This window comes from Leucobacter japonicus (genome assembly GCF_001273855.1).
Lineage (GTDB): Bacteria > Actinomycetota > Actinomycetes > Actinomycetales > Microbacteriaceae > Leucobacter > Leucobacter japonicus.
Genome location: NZ_JHBX01000142.1, coordinates 225,233 through 245,326 on the forward strand (window position 1 = coordinate 225,233; position 20,094 = coordinate 245,326).

The 20,094-nt window shown below is 68.7% G+C and carries 20 protein-coding genes; 14 read left to right on the forward strand and 6 right to left on the reverse strand.

The annotated features are described in order from the left end of the window. The first annotated feature begins 38 nt into the window (after positions 1-38). From AMS67_RS15295 to AMS67_RS15310, 4 genes are all read left to right on the forward strand, one after another. Complete coding sequence (locus AMS67_RS15295; protein ID WP_053388121.1) at positions 39-905, forward strand: DNA-methyltransferase; 867 nt, start codon at positions 39-41, stop codon at positions 903-905. Next, on the forward strand, positions 902-2,500 hold the full coding sequence (gene pdxR, locus AMS67_RS15300; RefSeq protein WP_075201438.1) for a MocR-like pyridoxine biosynthesis transcription factor PdxR: 1,599 nt from the start codon (positions 902-904) through the stop codon (positions 2,498-2,500). Before AMS67_RS15295 ends, pdxR begins: the two co-directional genes overlap by 4 nt. 4 nt (positions 2,501-2,504) lie before the next feature. Then, positions 2,505-3,227, forward strand: a complete 723-nt coding sequence (locus AMS67_RS15305; RefSeq protein ID WP_053388122.1) for a metal-dependent transcriptional regulator — start codon at positions 2,505-2,507, stop codon at positions 3,225-3,227. Positions 3,228-3,375: 148 nt separating this feature from the next. Beyond that, the gene (locus AMS67_RS15310) at positions 3,376-4,032 is read left to right on the forward strand and encodes a hypothetical protein (protein ID WP_053388123.1); all 657 of its coding nucleotides are present in this window, start codon (positions 3,376-3,378) and stop codon (positions 4,030-4,032) included. A 42-nt stretch (positions 4,033-4,074) separates the two neighbouring features. Here AMS67_RS15310 and AMS67_RS15315 read toward each other — a convergent pair whose 3' ends face one another. Beyond that, positions 4,075-4,395, reverse strand: a complete 321-nt coding sequence (locus AMS67_RS15315) for a GNAT family N-acetyltransferase (protein ID WP_053388124.1) — start codon at positions 4,393-4,395, stop codon at positions 4,075-4,077. A 61-nt stretch (positions 4,396-4,456) separates the two neighbouring features. Here AMS67_RS15315 and AMS67_RS15320 point away from each other — a divergent pair, with 61 nt between their 5' ends. From AMS67_RS15320 to AMS67_RS15350, 7 genes are all read left to right on the forward strand, one after another. Beyond that, positions 4,457-5,113, forward strand: coding sequence for a hypothetical protein (locus AMS67_RS15320; protein WP_053388125.1), 657 nt, complete (start codon positions 4,457-4,459; stop codon positions 5,111-5,113). Continuing rightward, entirely contained in the window at positions 5,103-6,737 is a 1,635-nt protein-coding gene (locus AMS67_RS15325) for an adenosylhomocysteinase (protein WP_241488110.1), read from the forward strand. Before AMS67_RS15320 ends, AMS67_RS15325 begins: the two co-directional genes overlap by 11 nt. Continuing rightward, complete coding sequence (locus AMS67_RS15330) at positions 6,734-8,059, forward strand: amidohydrolase family protein (protein WP_053388126.1); 1,326 nt, start codon at positions 6,734-6,736, stop codon at positions 8,057-8,059. Before AMS67_RS15325 ends, AMS67_RS15330 begins: the two co-directional genes overlap by 4 nt. 68 nt (positions 8,060-8,127) lie before the next feature. Beyond that, positions 8,128-8,958, forward strand: a complete 831-nt coding sequence (locus tag AMS67_RS15335; RefSeq protein ID WP_053388127.1) for an ABC transporter substrate-binding protein — start codon at positions 8,128-8,130, stop codon at positions 8,956-8,958. Positions 8,959-8,965: 7 nt separating this feature from the next. Further along, positions 8,966-9,850: an amino acid ABC transporter permease gene (locus tag AMS67_RS15340; protein ID WP_053388128.1), complete on the forward strand. Its 885-nt coding sequence runs from the start codon at positions 8,966-8,968 to the stop codon at positions 9,848-9,850. Next, complete coding sequence (locus tag AMS67_RS15345; protein ID WP_053388129.1) at positions 9,847-10,614, forward strand: amino acid ABC transporter ATP-binding protein; 768 nt, start codon at positions 9,847-9,849, stop codon at positions 10,612-10,614. Before AMS67_RS15340 ends, AMS67_RS15345 begins: the two co-directional genes overlap by 4 nt. 120 nt (positions 10,615-10,734) lie before the next feature. Then, positions 10,735-12,207, forward strand: a complete 1,473-nt coding sequence (locus AMS67_RS15350; RefSeq protein ID WP_053388130.1) for an MDR family MFS transporter — start codon at positions 10,735-10,737, stop codon at positions 12,205-12,207. Between the two features lie 49 nt (positions 12,208-12,256). Here AMS67_RS15350 and AMS67_RS15355 read toward each other — a convergent pair whose 3' ends face one another. Next, positions 12,257-13,171: a LysR family transcriptional regulator gene (locus tag AMS67_RS15355; RefSeq protein WP_075201474.1), complete on the reverse strand. Its 915-nt coding sequence runs from the start codon at positions 13,169-13,171 to the stop codon at positions 12,257-12,259. A gap of 123 nt (positions 13,172-13,294) precedes the next feature. On the opposite strand from AMS67_RS15355, the gene AMS67_RS15360 reads away from it, so the two are divergent. Continuing rightward, positions 13,295-14,920 (forward strand): aminotransferase class I/II-fold pyridoxal phosphate-dependent enzyme, encoded by a 1,626-nt coding sequence (locus AMS67_RS15360; RefSeq protein ID WP_082305555.1) that lies wholly within the window; start codon positions 13,295-13,297, stop codon positions 14,918-14,920. Positions 14,921-15,021: 101 nt separating this feature from the next. Here the strand turns inward: AMS67_RS15360 and AMS67_RS15365 are convergent, their stop codons facing one another. Further along, positions 15,022-15,246, reverse strand: a complete 225-nt coding sequence (locus AMS67_RS15365) for a hypothetical protein (RefSeq protein WP_053353337.1) — start codon at positions 15,244-15,246, stop codon at positions 15,022-15,024. Between the two features lie 131 nt (positions 15,247-15,377). Here AMS67_RS15365 and AMS67_RS15370 point away from each other — a divergent pair, with 131 nt between their 5' ends. Together AMS67_RS15370 and AMS67_RS15375 are read left to right on the forward strand one after the other, a co-directional pair. Continuing rightward, a complete protein-coding gene (locus AMS67_RS15370; RefSeq protein ID WP_053388132.1) occupies positions 15,378-17,066 on the forward strand; it encodes a DUF885 domain-containing protein in 1,689 nt (562 codons plus the stop codon). Continuing rightward, positions 17,063-17,449, forward strand: a complete 387-nt coding sequence (locus AMS67_RS15375) for a YchJ family protein (protein ID WP_053388133.1) — start codon at positions 17,063-17,065, stop codon at positions 17,447-17,449. Before AMS67_RS15370 ends, AMS67_RS15375 begins: the two co-directional genes overlap by 4 nt. Before the next feature lie 19 nt (positions 17,450-17,468). Here AMS67_RS15375 and AMS67_RS15380 read toward each other — a convergent pair whose 3' ends face one another. Genes AMS67_RS15380 through AMS67_RS15390 form a run of 3 tightly spaced genes read right to left on the reverse strand, consistent with a single transcriptional unit; the run spans position 17,469 to position 20,034 of the window. Next, positions 17,469-18,011 carry a hypothetical protein gene (locus AMS67_RS15380; RefSeq protein WP_053388134.1) on the reverse strand — a complete coding sequence of 181 codons (543 nt, stop codon included), beginning with the start codon at positions 18,009-18,011 and terminating at the stop codon, positions 17,469-17,471. Between the two features lie 11 nt (positions 18,012-18,022). Further along, positions 18,023-18,592: a hypothetical protein gene (locus AMS67_RS15385; RefSeq protein ID WP_053388135.1), complete on the reverse strand. Its 570-nt coding sequence runs from the start codon at positions 18,590-18,592 to the stop codon at positions 18,023-18,025. 53 nt (positions 18,593-18,645) lie between these two features. Then, complete coding sequence (locus AMS67_RS15390; protein WP_053388136.1) at positions 18,646-20,034, reverse strand: aminopeptidase P family protein; 1,389 nt, start codon at positions 20,032-20,034, stop codon at positions 18,646-18,648. Positions 20,035-20,094 lie beyond the last annotated feature (60 nt).

Consider the following 20,094-nt stretch of genomic DNA (forward strand, 5'->3'; position numbering starts at 1 on the left):
GCACCGACATCTGCGACGAGCGGTAGCCTGAGAGTGTGATGGAACCGTGGAGCATGAACGGGCCGAACCGGGTGCTGCAGGGCGACAATCTGCCGATCCTGCGAGGCTTGCCGACGGCGGCGTTCGCGGTGGTGTACCTCGATCCGCCGTTCAATACTGGGCGTGCTCGTCGGGCGGAGCGCGTGCGTGGCACACGGGTGACCGGCCCCTTGGCGCCCGACTCGGGTGACCGACTCGGCTTCCGTGGCCAGGGGTATCGCGTGACCCGCGAGATGACGCACGCCTACGACGACCGATTCGTCGATTACTGGGATTTCCTCGAACCGCGCATCGAAGAGGCCTGGCGGCTGCTCGCGCTCGACGGCCTGCTGTACCTGCACCTGGACTATCGCGAGGTGCACTACGCGAAGGTGCTGCTCGACGCGCTGTTCGGCCCAGAGTGCTTCATCAACGAGCTGATCTGGGCCTACGACTACGGGGCGCGCACGAAACGCAAGTGGCCGACGAAGCACGACAACATTCTGGTGTACGCGAAGCACCCCGATTGGTACACGTTCAACGCCGATGCGGTCGACCGCGAGCCGTACATGGCCCCCGGGCTCGTGACACCGGAGAAAGCGGCGCTCGGCAAGCTGCCGACCGATGTGTGGTGGCACACGATCGTGTCGCCCACGGGCAAGGAGCGCACGGGGTATCCGACGCAGAAGCCGGTCGGCATTATGCGCCGCATCATCCAGGCATCATCCCGCACGGGCGATTGGGTGCTCGACCCGTTCGCGGGGAGCGGCACCACCGGGGCGGCGGCCGCCGAGCTCGATCGACGCTTCGTGCTCATCGATGACAATCCTGCAGCGACCGAGGTCATGCGCGACCGTCTCGGCGCGGATGGCGTGCAGTACGCATGAGCGCGGCGTCGGAGCGGTCGGGGCGTCTGCGCGACGTCGGCGGAAGTCGGGGCGTCGCCTCCTTCCCGGTCACGCTCGATCGCGACGCGAGCTCGCCGCTGCCCGTGCAGCTCGCGGCGTCACTGCGTCTGGCGATTGATGCCGCGACGCTGCGCCCAGGGGAGCCGGTGCCCGCCACGCGTGAACTCGCGAGCCGGCTCGGTATCGCCCGCGGAGTGGTGGTCGCCGCCTACCAGCAGCTGATCGCCGAAGGGTACTTGAGTGCGGCGCAGGGGCGCGCGACGCGCGTGAATCCCGATCTCGTTCCCTCTGACGCCCCGACGGAATGGGTGTCGGGCGCGGGGTGTGCAGCAGGAGTGGCCGCGGCAGACGCTTCGACCGGTGCAGGAGCATCCGAGCCGCCACTCGCATCGATGCCGCCGGCCCCGCTCGCTCCCGGCGTCGCGATCACCGATGGCGTGTTGGGTTCGGCCTGGCGGGCGGCGTGGAAAGACGCCGCGGCGGCGTTCGACGAAGTCGCGACGGCGGCACCACCGCTCGGCGTACCGGCCCTGCGGAGCGAGATCGCGGATCACCTCCGACGCATGCGAGGCACCCGTCGCACGCCCCGCGACGTGATCGTCACCGCGGGCACTCGTGACGGACTCTGGTTGCTGTTGACGTCGATCGGCGGAAATCGGGGACGTGAGCTGGTCGTCGGCGTCGAAGATCCCGGCCTGCCCTCGCTGCGCGGGGTAGCTTCCCGTGCGGGCGCGCGCATCGTCGCGCTTCCGGCTGACGATGAAGGTCTCGATACGTCACGGCTGCCGCGCGGCATGCTCGACGCGGTGATCGTGACACCGAGCCACCAGTATCCGTTGGGCGGATCGCTGCCGCTCACCCGCAGACGCGAACTGCTGGCCTGGGCACGCACTGAGGGCGTGGTCGTCGTCGAAGACGACTACGACTCAGAGCTGCGCTACACCGGGCAGCCGCTGCCCACCCTCGCTGCACTCGACGATCCGCAGCGCGGCGTCGTCGTGCTGCTCGGCACATTCTCGCGCACCCTCACGCCGGCGCTGGGCGCGGGGTACTTGATCGCGCCGCAGCCGCTGCGCGCACGCATGGAGCCGGTGCGGGCAGAGCTCGGGTCTGCGGTCTCGGGCGTGGTGCAGCACGCACTGGCCCGATATCTCGCAAGTGGGGCGCTCAGACGCCATACGGCGCGCATGCTGCGGCGGTACGCCGCGCGTCGCGATCTCGTCTCCGAGCGCCTCGCGGGCCTTCCTGGGGCGCGCGTGAGACCTATGGACGGTGGCCTGCATGCGGTGCTCGAATTCACCGATCCGCCTGAAATCTCGCATGCCCGGGAGGCGCAGGTTACGGCTGCGGCACGTGACGAGGGTCTCGCGGTGGAAGCGCTGAGCCGGTATTGGCAGCGCCGCGAGGCGAACGGTATCGCTGGTCTCGTGCTCGGTTTCGGTGGATCCGACGATGCGGCGTTCGATGTGGCACTGCGGCGTCTGCGCGCTCGGATTCTCGCGGAGTCGAGCGCCCGTGAGCGCCACGTGACACGTGCCGGATCATCGAGAGCTGATGCAAGGCACGTATTCTGATGGGGTGAGCGTCGACGATCTCTCCCCGAGCATGCAGAACTACCTCAAAGTGATTTGGGGGCTGCAGGAGTGGTCGGATGCTCCCGTGTCGAACTCGGCCATCGCGGAATCCGCGGGGGTGAGGCTCTCCACGGTCTCGGATGCGCTCCGCAAGCTCTCAGACCTTGAGCTCGTGGGGCACGCCCGGTATGGCAGCGTCACCCTCACTGATCTCGGCCGCGTGCATGCCGTGTCGATGATTCGTCGGCACCGCCTGATCGAAACATTCCTCGTGCGGCATCTCGAGTACGAGTGGGACGAGGTGCATGACGAGGCCGACCGGCTCGAGCACGCCGTGTCGGATGCATTGATCGATCGTATGGATCGCGTGCTCGGGTTTCCGACGCGGGATCCCCACGGCGATCCCATTCCGAGCGCTTCGGGGGCGGTGCACCGACCCGATGCGGTGCCGCTGATCGCGGCGCCCGCGCCCTGTCGCGTGCGTGTCGAGCGCATCTCTGATGCCGACAACGGCATGCTGCAGTTTTTCGCGAGTCGCGACATCGTGGTCGACGCGGTTCTGCATGTGCTCCCGGGGCAGCCGTACTCCGAGACCGTGACGGTGCGTGTCGGGGATATCGAAGCCGTCGCCGGGTCGGATGATGTCGACGCCGTCAGCCTCGGCCCGGCCGCAGCCGCTTCGGTGTGGGTGTCTCTGGAGACGACGCCGGATCGTTCGCGTCCCTGAGCCGGCGCCCTCGTCGTGTCGTACGCGGCGAACACCGCGCACGACTCCGGCACTGCTGGGCGCGCCGTGAGCCCGCCGGAATCAGGGCACCCGGCTGAGCATGCGCGATAATGATTCGGAGTGGCCTCCACGGCCGGGAAGGAGCGCGATGTTCGGCTGGCTCAAGAACCGCAAGCGGAAGTCGTCGCGCCCACCCCGCCGGCTGCCGAGACGCGTGCTCGCGCCGGTGGAAGAGATCGCCGAGCAGGGGCTTCTCGTCGCCGATGTCGCGGTGCGCATGACGGTCAAGAACGCGATCATCATGAATGCGCTGAAGAAGCACGTCGATTACGACGCCGCGCAGATCGTCGACATGGTGCGCGAAGCCACCGTCGATCTTGCGGTCGAACGGGAACGGGATGCGCAGCACATCGCGCGCATGCGCGGGGAGATTCGCGATACCGGTCGCAGCTCGTGGAGCGAGTCCGATTACGGCAACGACGACAATCGCACACTCCGCCACCGCCAGGAAGTGTACGAGAAGGTCGCTGAAGAGCTGCGTGCGCGAGCGGCAGACGAGGCGTACCTGGACTCGGCGGCCGAACGCGCGCGCAGCATGGCCTGGGACGAAATCGGCACCTCGCTCGCCGATCGCGCGCAGCATCCCTATTACAGCGGCGGCGACAACGACGAGTACCGCGACGAGCGCGATCAGCGCATTCAGCAGCTGATCGAGAAAGACCTCACGGCGCTCGTGCAGCAGCACTCCGCGCCGCCCGCGAAGAAGAGTATGTTCAAGCGCAAGGACCGCGACGGGGCCGAGTAATCCAGCGGGTCACGGGTGAGTCCCGCGTCACGAACGGTTCGGTCAGCCCGCGTCGCTGACGAGTTCGGGGTGTCGCTCGAGGTACCCGGCAATGAACCAGCAGGATGCGCGAACGCTGCGTGCGCCGACCGCGTCTCCGGTGACCGCGCGATGCGCGAGCAGCCCCGAGATGCCTGATCCGCGCAACTCGGGAGCAACGACGGTGTGGTCGAAATCGATGTCGCCGTCTCCGAGCAACGAGTAGTGCGCTTCGCCGACGAGACGGTCGCCCTCGGCATACACCGCGTAGCGAGCGCGCTCCGGTTCGTGCACGATGGTGAAGCCGTCGGCGGCGGCTTCCGCTTCGTTCTGATATCTCGACATGGCGTCAGCCTACTGCCGGAGCGCGGCGCGCGGTCAGTAGGTGGTCAGTAGTCTGGGGGGCATGCGTGTATCGCTTCGTGTGTTTGTGCCGCTGGGCGCCATGATGCTGATCTGCGGCCTCACCGGATGCGCTGAGGAGGCGCCGGAGCCGCAGGAGCTCACGGTGTCGCAAGCCGGCGCGGAGTATCTGGATGCAGTCTGCCCGGTTAACGCGGCCTGGGATGACGCCGATGTCGCGCTGGACCGCCTGCGATTGGAAGCGGATCGTGTCGTCGAGAGCGACTCCCGTGACTCCGAGACGGTTGACGTCACCGACTTCGCGAATCGCATGCGCGCGGTCGCGAAGCAGAGTGCCGAAGCGGCGTCTGCCCTCACCGCCTCGACCACGCTCTGGCCAGACGCGGCGGCCGACAGCATCGCCGAGGTCGCCCGCACGCTTCACGATGACGAAGACCAGGCAGCTCGCGTCGCGAAGCTGAGCGCCGAGAAAGCGCTCGACTACCGCTGGGAAGGCGCCGAAGACGTGGGGAGTGCGGCCGCATCCGCGCGTGCCGCACTCGGGTTGCCCGATGATGCCGATGCGGCGTGCGCAGAATGGCGTGATGCGTCGGATGACGCGGAATCGGCGTCTGACTCCGCGTCGCCGACACCGGGCGCGCCCACGGCATCTGACTCGAAAGACTCGAAGGACTCGAAGGGGGAGATCCGTGACCCGTGATTCTGCTGTGGAACTGCGCAGTGAACGCGCGGTGCGATCCGCAGCTCGCCTCGGCAACCGATTGCTCGCCGGACGCACCGCCTCTGTGGCACTGTCGAACGCCGAGCTGCAACGCGAACTCGCGCGGGTGCTTCGGAGTATGGGCGTGCGTCTGCGAACGGCCGATGACCAGGTCGATTTCGCGTTCGTGGATCATGCCGATCCTGCACCGAATGCTGCGGTCAGTGCAGGTCGCGGCGGCCGCTCGCATGGGCTCCCCGGCGTGCGCATCGGGCTCGACGGCTCGACGGAGTCGCTGCGTGCAGCCGACGCAGAGTCGCGGATCGCCTGGGCGGTTGCCGGCATGCCCGCAACGGCGGCGCTCGCCGACGAGGTGCGCGCGGCGGCATCGCACCGAGACGATGGCGCACGTATCGGCGTGAGCCTCGTTCTCGAACCGAAGACCGCGGCATTCGCACGCATGCTGGCCGATGCCGGATGCGAGGTGGCGGTCTTCAGTGCGGTGTCGGAGACCGACCCCGAGATCGCCGCGGCACTGGCGAGTGACGGCCGTGTCGCGGTGTTCGCCCCGCAGCACGCGGTCGATGCCGCGAATGCCGCGGAGGTCGACGCGCGGCATGCCGTGGCACTGCTCGACTGGGCCCCGGCCTATCTCGTCGATGACGGGGCGCACTTGCTGCGACTCGCCCACACGGAGCAGCGCACGGCGCTGGCGGCGCTGCGAGGCGTCGCTGAAGAGACGACGAGCGGCGTGCGACCCGTGCATGAGATGGCGTCGCTCGGTGCGCTTCGGGTTCCGGTGATCGCGGTCAACGACGCACGCACCAAAACCGATTTCGACAACCGGATCGGCACCGGCCAATCGTGCGTCTTCGCGATCGGAGAGGTGCGCGATCACGCCGCGGCCGGGCACGACTACCGCGGGGTGATGGGCGAGCACTGGGTCGTCTACGGGTACGGGCCGGTGGGGCAGGGCGTGGCGCGATTCGCCGCCGCACTCGGAGCTCGCATCACCGTTGTCGAACGCGATGCGGTGCGTGCGCTGTCGGCCGTGCACGACGGGTACGAGGCGGCGACCGCCGCGGCATCGCTTCCGACTGCCGACGTAGTGGTCAGTGCGACCGGTGTGTGGCACACCATCGGCGCGGCCGCGTTCGCGCTCATGCCGGCCGGCGCAGTGGTCGCGGTCGCGGGTGGCATTGATGACGAGCTCGCGCTCGACGAGCTTCGCGACGCGGGCTGGAGGCCGGCGATCGTGGGGCCCGACATCATGGAGTGGCGCGCTCCGGGCGCCGACGGGCCAGGCCCGCGGGTGCTCGCGGGCGGCGGTGGGATCAATTACACCGCAGCCGAGGGCAACCCGATCGAGGTCATGGACCTGTCGTTCGCCACCCAGCTCTCGGCGATCGCGCGACTCATTGCGTCGGAGGATGCCGAGCCGCGACTGCACTCGCTGTCGGCCGCGGCGGAGGATCGCGTGGCCCGTGCCGCACTCGATGCGCTGGGGGCCTCGGTCGAGCCGTCGCCCGTTGACGCGCGACCGGGGGGCGCCGCGCAGCACTGGACCGTGCACCGCTATCGTGCGGGGGCATCGGAGCCGAACGCCCTACACTCGAACGGGTGAACCCTGCAGCACCGATCGTCGTCTACAGCGCGGCCCTCGTCTTCCCCGTGACCAGCCCACGCATCGTCGACGGTGCGGTCGCGGTGCAGGAGGACCGCATCGTCCATGTCGGTGATCGGCGGTGGGTGCTCGAGGTGCTCGCCGAGCGGGGTGCGTCGTTCACGGAAGAGCGCTGGGACGGGGTGCTCGCACCTGGTCTGGTCAACGCGCACACGCATCTGCAGTACACGGGAATGCGCGAAGTCGCCGCCCGCAATTACACGGGCTTCGATCACTGGGGCGATGCGTTCGACGCGGTGTACGCCCGAGAGTCGCACGATTGGGCCGCGGCCGCAGCCGAGGGCGCTCAACTCTCGCTCGCCGCGGGCGTGACCGCCGCGGCAGACGTCGTCACCGACCGAGAGGCGCTCAGCGCACTGCACGACGCGGGCATGCACGGCATCGCCTACTGGGAGGTCTACGGGGCAAACAACGCCGACTGGACCCCGGAGGCGAAGGACGCCGTGCGCGAGCAGATCCGGAACATTCCGACGCCTCCCGGCGCCGGCGTCTCGCCGCACGCGCCCTATTCGCTCGAGGTGCAGCCACTCCTCGAGCTTCCCGACATCGTGCGGGAAGAAGGGTTGCGCCTGCACATTCATCTCGCCGAGGCCCACATGGAGCGCGAGTTCGACGGCATCGACGGCTACGTCGGCGCCGGCCCGGGCGGGCACGGGGCCTGGCCCGAACTCGGCGCCGATAGCTTTCGCGCGCTGCGGTCGCACGGCATCGGCGTCTCATCGACCCAGTTCGTCGACCACCTCGGGGTGCTCGGGCCCGACTGCCACATTGCGCACGGCGTCTACGTGAGTGCCGAAGATCGCGCGCTGCTGCGCGCTCGCGGCACGAGCGTGGCACTCTGCCCGCGGTCGAATGAGGTGATCGGGCTCGATATGCCCCCGGTCGCCGCGTACCTCCGCGAGGGCAACGCCATCGCGGTCGGCACCGACTCGCTATCGTCATCGCCGTCGCTCGACCTGCTCGCCGATGTTGCCAAGCTGTACCAGGTCGCGCGTGCGCAGGGATACCGCGGCGACGATCTGCACCAGAGACTGTTCGGCGCGGCAACCCTCGGCGGGGCGACCGCACTCGGGCTGAACGTGGGCAAGCGTCGCATCGGGCAGCTCGGCGTCGGCGCCATGGCCGACCTCGCCTTCTTCGCCGTTCCCGTGCATGATCCCGATGCGGCGCTCGCCGAACTCGTCGAAGCCGGGGCCGGTCGGGCACGTCGCACGATCATCGGTGGAGTGGAGCGTTACCGATCCGTTCATCACGCCCGGTGATGTCTCGTAGAATGAACCCCGTCCGGATGCCCGCGATCCTGCGCGTCCGCCCGAAGCCAAGGAGTTCCATGTTCCGCACGTCACGCCTCGTCGCGACCCTCGCCGTCGGCGCAGCAGCGATGCTCGCTCTTTCCGCATGCACCAGCGGCGCGACCGGCGATGACGCCGGTGTCGGCGCCGTGACCGAGGGCAAGCTCACCATCGCCACGGGCGAGCCTGCCTACGCGCCGTGGGTGATCGACGACGCTCCGGAAAGCGGGGAGGGGTTCGAAGCCGCCGTCGCCTACGCGGTCGCCGATGAGCTCGGGTACGCGAAAGACGATGTCGAGTGGGTGCGCACCAGCTTCGACGCCGCGATCGCGCCGGGGCCGAAAGATTTCGACCTCAACATTCAGCAGTTCTCGGTGAGCGATGAGCGCAAGCAGGCCGTCGATTTCTCGTCGCCGTACTACACGACGACGCAGGCCGTCGTCGCCGCGGGCGGCACGGACGCCGCGAAAGCGACGAGCATCGCCGACCTGAAGAACGCGACCATCGGCGTCGCCTCCGGCACCACCTCGCTTGAGGTCGCGGAGCAGGTCATCGCGCCGACCCAGGAACTGCAGGTCTTCAACTCGGTCGACGACACCGTCGCCGCACTGAAGAACGGCACCATCGACGCACTGGTCACCGACCTGCCGGGCGCGTTCTACGTGCGCGACGCCCAGCTCGACGACGGCGTCATCGTCGGCCAGCTCGATTCGCAGTCGGGCGGCGATGACTTCGCCTTCGTGCTGCCCAAGGGCTCCGCGCTCACCGCCGACGTCACGAAGGCAGTCGACGCGCTGCGCGAGAACGGCACGCTCGACCAGCTCGCCGCCGAGTGGATCGCCGACCAGGGCGCTCCCGTACTGAAGTAGTCGTCGGGTGACCCACTCACCGGACCGAGCCGGCTCGTCGGTCACGCAGCTCGACGGCTTCAGCCAGATCGAGCTCGACCGACGCGCCTACCGACGGTCGCGCGGGCAGCAGTCGATCCTGATCAGCATCGCGAGCACGTTCGTGTTCGCGACGCTGATTCTGCTGGTGCTGGTGAACAGCCCCGGCTGGGAACGGGTGCGCGAGACGTTCCTGGATCCGCAGGTCGCATTCGAGTCGTTCCCGCGCGTCATCAAGGGGCTGTGGCTCAACATCCAGGTGCTGTTCGTCGCGGCGATCGGCGTGGCCGTGCTGGGCACGCTGCTCGCAATCGCTCGAACGCTGCGCGGCCCGGTTTTCACCCCGATCCGGTTGCTCGCGGCAGGCTACACCGATATTTTCCGCGGCATCCCCGTACTGCTCGTGCTGTACCTGGTGGGTTTCGGTATTCCCGGGCTCGAGCTGACCGGGCGACTTCCCGCGCAGTTCTGGGGCGCGACCGCCCTCATCCTCTGCTATTCGGCCTATATCGCTGAGGTACTTCGAGCCGGCATCGACGCCGTGCACCCGTCGCAGCGGCTGGCGGCCCGCTCGCTGGGGCTCAGCCACGCGAAGACGCTGCGGCTCGTAGTGCTGCCGCAGGCTGTGCGCAAGGTCACGCCCGCCCTCATGAACGATTTCGTCTCGCTGCAGAAAGACGTCGGGCTCATTTCGGTGCTCGGCGCGGTCGACGCGGTGCGCGCCGCACAGATCGAGTCGGCGTCCGCCTACAACTTCACGCCCTATGTCGTCGCTGGGGTGTTGTTCGTGCTGCTGTCGCTGCCCTTCATTCGCATCACCGACTGGGTGACGGCCCGGGCGCAGCGACGCGAACAGATCGGAGGTGTGGTGTGACCGCGCAGGATCACCCGACCGACCCCGTGCTCGACGTGCAGGGGGTCGTCAAGCGCTTCGGCGACCAGGCCGTGCTCCGCGGCATCGATCTGACTGTGCACCAGCACGAGGCTGTGGTGCTGATCGGTGCGTCAGGTTCTGGGAAGTCGACGCTGCTGAAGACGGTGAATCTGCTCGAGCAGGTCGACGACGGGCGGATTCTGCTCGCCGGTGACGACATCACTGATCCGCGTGCCGATGCCGACACCGTGCGCGCTCGGATCGGCGTCGTCTTCCAGCACTACAACCTCTTTCCGCACATGACCGTGCTCGACAACGTCACCCTGGCCGCGCGCAAGGTCTTCCGCACGCCGCGAGCCGAGGCCGAGCGCCGCGGGCTCGAATTGCTCACCCGCATCGGGCTCGGCGAGAAATCGGGGGAGTACCCCGATCGTCTCTCGGGTGGTCAGCAGCAGCGCGTCGCGATCGCGCGCGCGATCGCGACCGATCCCGAACTGCTGCTGCTCGACGAGATCACGAGCGCGCTCGATCCGCAGCTCGTGGGCGAGGTGCTCGATCTGGTGCGCGAGCTGAAAGAGGCTGGCTCGACGATCGTGATGGCGACGCACGAGATGTCGTTCGCGCGGCGCGTCGCCGACCGGGTGGTCTACCTCAAAGACGGTGTCATCATCGAGTCGGGCACGCCCGAGCAGATCTTCGAGCACCCCGAGCGCCCAGAGACGCGGGAGTTCCTCGCACGACTCGGCGATCCGTTCGGAACGTAAACAGTTGGGGATCCGCGGAATGGAAACCCGCGGATCTCGGTTAGACTCATACGTCTGCCTACGAGGAGCTTCGCGCGCTCCTGGCCCGGGGCAGCGTCGTCTTCTCGAGGAGTGCCACTCTTGACACCCGATACCGCTTCCGTACGCACGCCGAAATCGGCGGGCGACACCATCGACCCCGCAGGCATGCGGGTCATCTGGCTGCTGCTGATCGCCGCGTTCGTTGCGATCCTGAACGAAACCACGATGGCGATTGCCATCCCCGAGCTCAACGTCACCCTCGGCATTCCGCCCGAGCTCGGGCAGTGGCTCACCAGTGCCTTCATGCTCACCATGGCCGTGGTCATCCCGACGACCGGCTTCATGCTGCAGCGCTTCACTACCCGGCAGGTGTTCCTGGCGGCCATTTCCACCTTCGTGCTCGGCACGCTCATCTGTCTCGTCGCGCCCGGGTTCAGCGTGCTGCTCGTCGGCCGCGTCGTGCAGGCGGCCGGCACCGGCATCATGATGCCGCTGCTCATGACGACCGTCATGAATGTCGTGCCGCCGCAGTCGCGCGGCCGCATGATGGGGCGTGTCGGCCTCGTCATCAGCCTCGCACCCGCACTTGGCCCGACGCTGTCGGGCGTCGTGCTCGACACGCTCGGGTGGCGCTGGCTCTTCGGCATCATTCTGCCGATCGCGATCATCGCGCTGCTGCTCGGTGCGAAGTGGATGACCAATCTCGGCGAGACCACGCACGCGCCGATCGACGTACTGTCGATCGTGCTCTCGGCGCTCGCCTTCGGCGGCATCGTCTTCGGGCTCAGCCAGCTGGGCGGACACGGCGCCTCGACGGGCGGCCCCGCGATGACCGCCATCATCATCGGTGGCGGAGTCGTGTTCCTCGCGCTGTTCGTGTGGCGCCAGCTCGCGCTGCAGAAGAAGAACGATGCTCTGCTCGATCTGCGTGTGTTCCGTTCGAGCAACTATGTGTTGTCGGTCATCATCATGGCGATCATCTCGCTTGCGATGTTCGGCACGTTCTCGCTGCTGCCGCTGTACCTGCAGAACGTCGCGGGGCTCGACCCGACCCAGGCCGGCCTCGTGCTGTTGCCGGGCTCGGTGCTCATGGGCGTCCTCGGGCCGGTCATGGGGCGCATCTACGATGCCCGCGGGCCGAAGACGCTGCTCGTGCCCGGCACGATCTTGATCGCCGCGGCAATGTTCGTGTACTCGACCGTCGGTACGCACACGCCGATGTGGTTCCTCATGATCGTGCAGATCGCGATGTCGTTGGGTCTTGCGGGCTCATTCACCCCGCTGTTCTCGGCATCGCTCGGCTCTCTCGAGCGTTCGCTGTACTCGCACGGATCTGCCGCGCTGAACACGCTGCAGCAGGTGGGCGGAGCCGCGGGCACCGCCGTGCTGATCTCGATCTACTCGAGCTTCTTGCACGCCGGTGAGGCCGAGGGTCTCGCCACCGCCGATGCAGGTGCGCCGGGTGCGCACGCGGCGTTCTTCACCGCGGCGTGCATCGCGGTCGTGCCGATCGTGCTGTCTTTCTTCATCAAGAAGCCCGAAGAGACCTCGGGCGCACACGGCGGGCACTGACCTGTTCGGTGGGCGGGGTGCTGTCTGGCCCCGCCCGCCCCGTCACGCGTTAGCCGAGGGCACTGATCGAGCGCCGCACCGCCTCGGCGAGTTGACGCACGGCCGCTGATGGGCCGCCCGGCCCGGCGGGCGCTGCAAGCAGCAGTTCCCGCGCGTATCGCGGATCGTCGATGGGGCGCAGCACAACGCCCTCCGGAGGATTGAACCTCACGAGACTCGGCACCAGTGCCACGGCCATTCCCGCCGCGATGAGCCCGAGTACCACCGAGTAGTCGTCTGTGCGGATCGCGACGTTGACCTGCAGCCCTTCGGCGTGAAAGAGCTCGCGCACGAGATCGTCGAGCGTATCGCCCGGCGTTGACCCCATGACCCAGCTGTCGTCGGCGAGCGACAGGAGCGCTTCCCGGTCGAACGACGCGTGCGACGCGGCGGGGTGCGTCGCGGGCAATGCGATGAGCATGGGATCGGTGAACAGGTGCGTGGTGTGCACCTCGGCGCGGAACGGGAGCCGGTACCCGCCGGCGGCATAGACGAGCGCGGCGTCGAGCGTGTGCTGGTTGATGCGCGTGATGAGTGGCGCGAGCTCCTCGAGCGTCGCGTCGAGTTCGATGCCGAGTTCGGCGACGCGGCTGGCGATGCCGGGGAGCAGACGTGAGGCCGCCGTCGGGAAGGTGCCGAAGCGCAGTCGAATCTTGCCGAGCTGCGCCAGATCGCGCACGTCGGTGAGCGCGCGATCAGCGAGGCTCAAGATCTCGTCGCCGCGTTCGAGCATGAGGTTGCCCGCGGTGGTGAGCTTGCTGCCTCGGGTACTCCGCGTCGTCAGATCCGTGCCGACGAGGCGATCAAGATTCTTGAGGTGATAGTCGACGGTCGGCTGACTCCAGCCCAGCCGCTTCGCCGCGCGCGCGACGGAACCCTCCGCGGCTACCGCGCTGAGCGCTTGGAGCTGTCGGAAATCAATCACCGCGTACCTCGGTTCTTCTGGATCAACCGGGGTCATTCGCCCCAGTGCGTTCCAGACAGTATATGGCTCCCGGGAGGCGATTGCGGGCTTCACGCCGACGTCCTGCGCGGCCACGCTGGAGTCATGCTGGAACAGGATTCGCGTATCGACCCCCGTCATTCGCCGCTGGGCAACGAAGCCCCGACCGTGGCGCCGATCGGCGGTGCCGCTGGGCCTGCGGCGCGTGGCACCGATGTGGCGCCGCGGTCGCGGCAGGCCGCCGCCGCGTCTGCCGCACAGCGCACGGCTCCGTATGCCGACGCGCTGCGCCGGTTCGCCGACGCCCGCCCGATGTCGCTCATGGTGCCGGGGCACGGCAGCGACCCCGAGCACGGTGCGTCACACCTCACCGACCTGCTTGGCGAGCGGGTGCCCGCGGTCGACATCCCGCTGATGCTCGAGGGCATCGACCTGGGGGAGGACTCGCCGCTCGCGCAGGCGCAGCAGCTTGCCGCCGAGGCCTGGGGTGCGCGTCGCACCTGGTTCCTGACGAACGGTGCCTCGCAGGCAAACCGTACTGCCGCCATCGCGGTGCGCGGGCTCGGCGAACGCATTCTCGTGCAGCGCAGCATGCACTCGAGCCTCACCGACGGAGTGCTGCTCTCAGGTCTCGTACCCGCGTTCGTGCGCCCCGGAATCGACGCGCATCATGGGATCGCCCACGGGTTGACGCCCGCGGTGCTGGATGCCGCGCTCACGCGAGAGGCCGAGGCCGGCCGTGCGGTGTCGAGCGTCTACGTTGTCTCGCCCAGTTACTTCGGGTCGACCGCAGATGTCGCCGGTCTTGCCGAGGTGGCGCACGCGCATGACGCGGCCATCATCGTGGACGGCGCCTGGGGAGCGCACTTCGGCTTTCACGCCGACCTGCCCGAGTCGCCGGCCCGACTCGGCGCCGACCTCGTCGTGTCGAGCACGCACAAGCTCGCCGGTTCGCTCACGCAGTCGGCGATGCTGCACCTCGGCGAGGGGCCCTTCGCCGACCGTCTCGAGCCGCTGGTCGCTCGCGCCTACTCGATGACGGCGTCCACTTCGATGAGCAGCCTGCTGATGGGGTCGCTCGACGAGGCGCGGCGCGCGCTGGTGCAGGGTGAGGCGCGCATCGGCGAGGCGATCCGTGCGGCCGATGAGATTCGGGATCGGCTGCGCGCCGACGACCGCTTCGCCATCATCAGTGACGGCTTCGACGCGTTCCCCGATATCGTGGCGACCGACCGTCTGCGGGTGCCCATCGACGTTTCTCGCATCGGCCGCAGCGGCCACTGGGTACGCGGTCGCATGAGCGCCGAGCACGGCATCTACCTGGAGATGTCGACGGCGACGAGCGTCGTCGCCGTGATCGGTGCACTCAACGTTCCCGATGTGGAGCGCGTGATCTCGGCGCTCGACGAAGTGGCGACTGCGGCGATTGCCGATCCTGACACCGCGGCCGCAGCAGGCTTCCCCGAGTTGCCCGAGCCCGGTGCGCTGCGCGTACTGCCGCGCGACGCGTACTTCGGTGAGAGCGAAGTCGTGCCCGCTGCCGAGGCGGTCGGCCGCATCTCCGCCGATACGCTCGCCGCGTACCCGCCGGGAATTCCAAATCTGCTGCCGGGCGAGGAGGTGACGGCCGAGACCGTCGCGTTCCTCCAGGCCGTCGCGGCGTCGCCCACGGGGTATGTGCGCGGCGCCGTCGATACGGCGGTGTCTGGCATTCGGGTGGTGCGCAGCTGAACGCGGCGCGAGCCTGAGCGCACTCAGGTGCCGCAACGCCGAAGGGCGGCGATCCGAATCCGGATCGCCGCCCTTCGTGCGGTGATGTCTCAGTGCGGCGCTTACTTCTTTTCGAAGAGGTTGCCGACGAGCGTGGAGCCCACGAGCACGATGAGCAGCAGCACGATGCCGACCGCGGCGATGCCCGCATAGTTGAGCGGCTCGCCTGCGTGCGACAGCATCGACGCCGTGTCGTCTCCGCCGCCGCTCGCGAATGCGGGGGCAGCGACGAAGACCGAGGCGAGCGCGACAGTCACGGCGGTGGCGATGCGGGTGCGGATCTTCACGAAAACTCCTCGGTCGTGCGGGCGCGCGAATGCGCAGCGAATACGTTCAGTCTAGCGTGCGCGCGCTCCGGTTCTCACGTCGTCGCCGCGTCGCTCGGAAGAAGCCGAGGTTTCCGTCGTAGCGTTGTCGTATGACTGAACAGCGCCAGCAGACCGCGATCGACCGTATCGCCGAGGCCTGGGTGGACACCCTGGTGGAACACGACCCGACGATCGGCACCTATATTGGCCGAACCGTGGATGGCTTGCCCGACCTCTCCCCGCAGGGCGCCGAGGCGCTCGCGGCCGACGAGCGTCGCGCACTCGCCGAGCTCGTCGCGACCGCGCCCATTGACGAGGTCGATGCCGTGACTCGCGCCGACCTGGAGGCCGAGCTGCGCCTCTCGCTCGCGCAGCACGACGCGGGCGAGCACCTGCGCGACCTCAACGTGATCGCCTCGCCGTCGCAGAACATCCGTGACATCTTCGACCTCATGCCCACCGATACCGAAACGGATTGGGAGCACGTCTCGGCGCGTCTGCGCGCCGTGCCGGCGTCGCTCGCGGGGTATCGCGAGACGCTTGCGGACGGGGTGCGGCAGCGTCTCGTTCCCGCGATCCGCCAGGTCGAAGAGGTTGCCGCCCAAGCGCGTCGCACCGCCGGCACGCCCGAAGATCTCGGTTTCTTCGGGCGGCTCGCGGGCACGGCGGGGATCCCGGCGGGTCTCGCGATCGAGGTGGCCGCGGCGGCCGCAGAAGCGTCAAGCGCGTACTCCGAGCTCGCCGACTTCCTCGAGCGCGAGGTCGCGCCGCACGCGCCCACCGCCGACGCGTTCGGTCGGGATCGCTACGCGCTCGCTTCGGAGGCGTTCCTGGGCGCAAAGATCGATCTCGACGAGACCTACGAGTGGGGGCTCGAGGAGCTCGCGCGCATGGTCGACGAGCAAGAACGCACGGCGGCCGAGATCGTCGGCGGGTCGCCCCGTCCCGGCATCGTCGCGGAAGCGATCGCGAAACTCGAACAGGATCCGTCGCGCAAGCTCCACGGCACCGAGGCGCTGCAGCGCTGGATGCAGGAGACCAGCGATCGCGCGGTCGCCGAACTCGCGGGCACGCAGTTCGAGATCCCCGAGCAGATCCATGCGCTCGAGTGCCGCATTGCACCGACGCAGGAGGGCGGCATCTACTACACCGGGCCGAGCGACGACTTCACCCGCCCCGGCCGCATGTGGTGGTCCGTTCCCGAGGGCGTCACCGAGTTCGACACCTGGCGCGAGCTCACCACGGTCTACCACGAGGGCGTGCCCGGTCATCACCTGCAGATCGGCCAGGCGGTGGTCAACCGCGGATCGCTCAACGAGTGGCGTCGCCAGCTCGCCGGCACCTCGGGTCACGCCGAGGGGTGGGCGCTGTACGCGGAGCGCCTCATGGAGCAGCTCGGATACCTCGATGACCCGGCGGATCGCCTCGGCATGCTCGACGGTCAGCGCATGCGGGCCGCCCGCGTCGTGCTCGACATCGGTGTACACCTCGGCAAGCGTCGCCCCGACGGTGGCGTGTGGGATGGCGAGTACGCCTTCGGGTTCCTCGCCGACAACGTCAACATGAACGACGGGTTCGTGCGCTTTGAGGTGCTCCGGTACCTCGGCTGGGCCGGGCAGGCTCCGTCGTACAAGGTCGGTCAGCGCATCTGGGAGCAGCTGCGCGATGAGGCATCCGCGCGCGCGACCAGCGACGGGGGATCGTTCGACATCCGCGCCTTTCACCGCGACGCGCTCGCACTCGGTGGCGTGCGCCTCGACACCCTGGAACGCGCCCTGCGGGGCGGCTTCGGCGCGTGACCGACCCGCTCTGCCCCTGTGGCCGCGGCATCGCCTACGCGGCGTGCTGCGGCCCGTTGCACGCGGGGGAGCCGGCGCCCACGGCCGAGCGCCTCATGCGGTCGCGGTTCAGCGCGTTCGCGCTCGGCGACGCCGCGTATCTGCGCGCGAGCTGGGACCCGGTTACACGGCCCGATGACCTCGACCTCGACGACGGCACCGAATGGCGGCGACTGTTCATCGAGGAGGTTGAGGGCGGCGGACCGTTCGACGGGACCGGCTCGGTGACGTTCACCGCGATCGGTCGCGGGCCGGCGGGGCGCATCGAACTGCGCGAGCGCAGTCGCTTTGCGCGATCCGGATCCGACCGCCGCTGGGTGTACGTCGACGGCGACGTCGAATAGCGCGTTTCGCCCCGCACCCTTAGAGGCGTACCGCCAGGAGTGGTTGGACGTCGGGCAGCTCGGGGTGCTCCCGATGCAGTACGGACCCCGCACGCAACCGGGGAAGCGCCTCGTCGAGGGTCGCCCCAAGCAGATACAGTGTGTCGGCGCGGCGCGACTCCCAGACCGGGAACTCTCCGTCTGCGCGAGCGCCCGCGGGATCCCAGAGCAGAAAATCACCGTTCTCGCTCCAGCCGAACACGTCCAGACGCTCCGCGAGCTCCCACGAGCCGTCGGGCTCGATCATCCAGTCGAAGTCTTCGATGCGGCCCTCACGGAATTGTGCGCGAAAGCGCGTGGTGAGGTGCTCGGCGCGTGCCCGACCGTCGGCGAAGCCGGAGCGCACGGGCGGGTAGATCAGCCACAGGCCGAAGGTGCGGGCCCACCCGTACCGCTCAATGAAGTCGACATACGATTTCGGAAAGCCGAGGCCGTTCGAGAACCGGAACTCCCGCAGCGCTTCGTGATCGAGGTGTGCGGTGGTCGGGGCCCCGTCGATGCGCCAGGGATGGGAACGATGCATGCGCGACCCGCTCAACGGATGTAGACGTCGAGGTGGGTGCCGAAGGTACCGCGGTCGTAGATTTTGCCGGGGTGCCCGAACGGCGTCTCGAAGACCGTGCCTTTCGGGGCGTCGCCCGCGAGCACGATGTAGCCATCGGAGTCGCTGACGTAGCCGTCATCGTTGACGTGGCGGCCGGGAATCTCGAGGCCGGGCCCGGGAAGCACCTGCTCGCTGTAATACGTGAAGCGGTAGCCGCCCCAGTTCACGGCGCCGCTGAACATGAACTGCTCGAGCGTGTAGAGCGCGGTGCTGTCGGTGCCGGCGGCGGGTTGCTTCGCCGATGCCGTCGCGGCCGGCTCCTCTGCCGCCGCGATGTCGAGTCCGGCCTGCGTAGCGCTGCCGGTCGCCGTCGCAGCGGTGACCGACTGCGTGCGGCTCGTGCTCGCCGCAGTCGGGTCGCCGGTCGCGGCAAACGCCGCGGTCATCGAGAACGGGGCGAGCACTGTGGTGCCGAGCAGCAGCGCGGCCGTGCCGGTCGCACCCACGGCGTGCACGCGGGTGCGCCACGGGGCGCGCGTGCGTGCAGTACCGGAGACCATGGCCACAGAGTCTAGCCTCCGGTACTGCGAGCCCGCGACGCGCGCGCTTCGCGTCAGCTGCGCGACGCGCGCAGGCGCTGCACCCAGGCTTCGACCGCTGCGGCCTCGCGCGGAATCCCCGCCGACAGGTTCACGCAGCCGTCGGCCGTCACGACGATGTCGTCTTCGATGCGCACGCCGATGCCGCGGTACTCCTCGGGCACGGTGAGGTCGTCGGGCTGGAAGTAGAGGCCGGGCTCGATGGTGAAGACCATGCCGGCCTCGAGCACGCCGTCGAGATACAGGTCGCGGCGCGCCTGCGCGCAGTCGTGCACGTCCATGCCGAGATGGTGGCTGGTGCCGTGCACCATGTAGCGACGGTAGTAGGCGGTGCCGTCGTCTTCGGGGAGGAAGCCCCACTCGCGCGTGCGGCGCTCGATGATCTCCATCGCGGCGGCGTGCACCTCGCGGAAGCGGATGCCCGGCTTCACAATGGCGCGTGCGGCGTCAGCCGCTTCGAGGACGGTCTCGTACACACGACGCTGCACTTCGCTGAAGGTGCCCGAGATGGGTACGGTGCGCGTGATGTCCGCGGTGTACAGGCTGTCGAGCTCGATTCCGGCGTCGAGCAGCAGCAGATCGCCGTCGCGCACGGGGCCATCGTTCTGAATCCAGTGCAGCGTGCAGGCGTGGGGGCCCGACGCGGCGATGGTCTCGTATCCGACAGTGTTGCCCTCGAGGCGGGCGCGCTGGTTGAAGACGCCCTCGACGATGCGTTCGCCGCGCGTGTGCGCGCTCGCCTGCGGCAGAGCCGCGAGCACGTCATCGAAGCCCTGCGCCGTTGCGTCGACCGCGGCCTGCATCTCGGCGAGCTCGTACGCGTCTTTGACGAGGCGCAGCTCGGAGGCGACGCGGGCCACCTCGGGGTCGTCGAGCGTGCGGTCGGCGTCACCGGCAACGAACTCCGCGAGCCCGGCGGTGGCGACGCCGAGCGCCGCCGAAACCTGCGCGAGCGACGGGCGCGGCCCGATCCAGAACTCGCCGATTTCGGGGTTCGCGAAGAACTCATCGCTGTCGCGACCGGCTCGCTCGCGGAAGTACACGGTGGCGTCGTGGCCGCCATCGCGCGGTTCGAACACGAGAACGGCACCGGGCTCGCTCGCGGACCCCCACCCGGTGAGGTGGGCGAACGCACTGTGCGCGCGGTACTGGTAGAACGTGTCGTTGGAGCGCTGCTTCATCGCACCCGCGGCCACGACGACGCGCTCACCCCGGAACTGCGCGGCGAAGGTCGCGCGGCGCTCGGCGGCGTGCGCCGCAACTGGCCAGGCCTCGGGGAGCGTCTCCGGGCGATCCGCCCAGTGCGTGGAGAGGTACTCCACGAACACGTCGGTCTGCGGAGTGGTGCTCCGGTTGCTGTTGTCGATTTCCACCTCGTGAGTGGTCTGAGCGCTGTCGGTCATGCGTCCATCTTCTCACTTCGACGCCGCATGCGACCGGCAGCGACCGCGCCGTAAGATGGC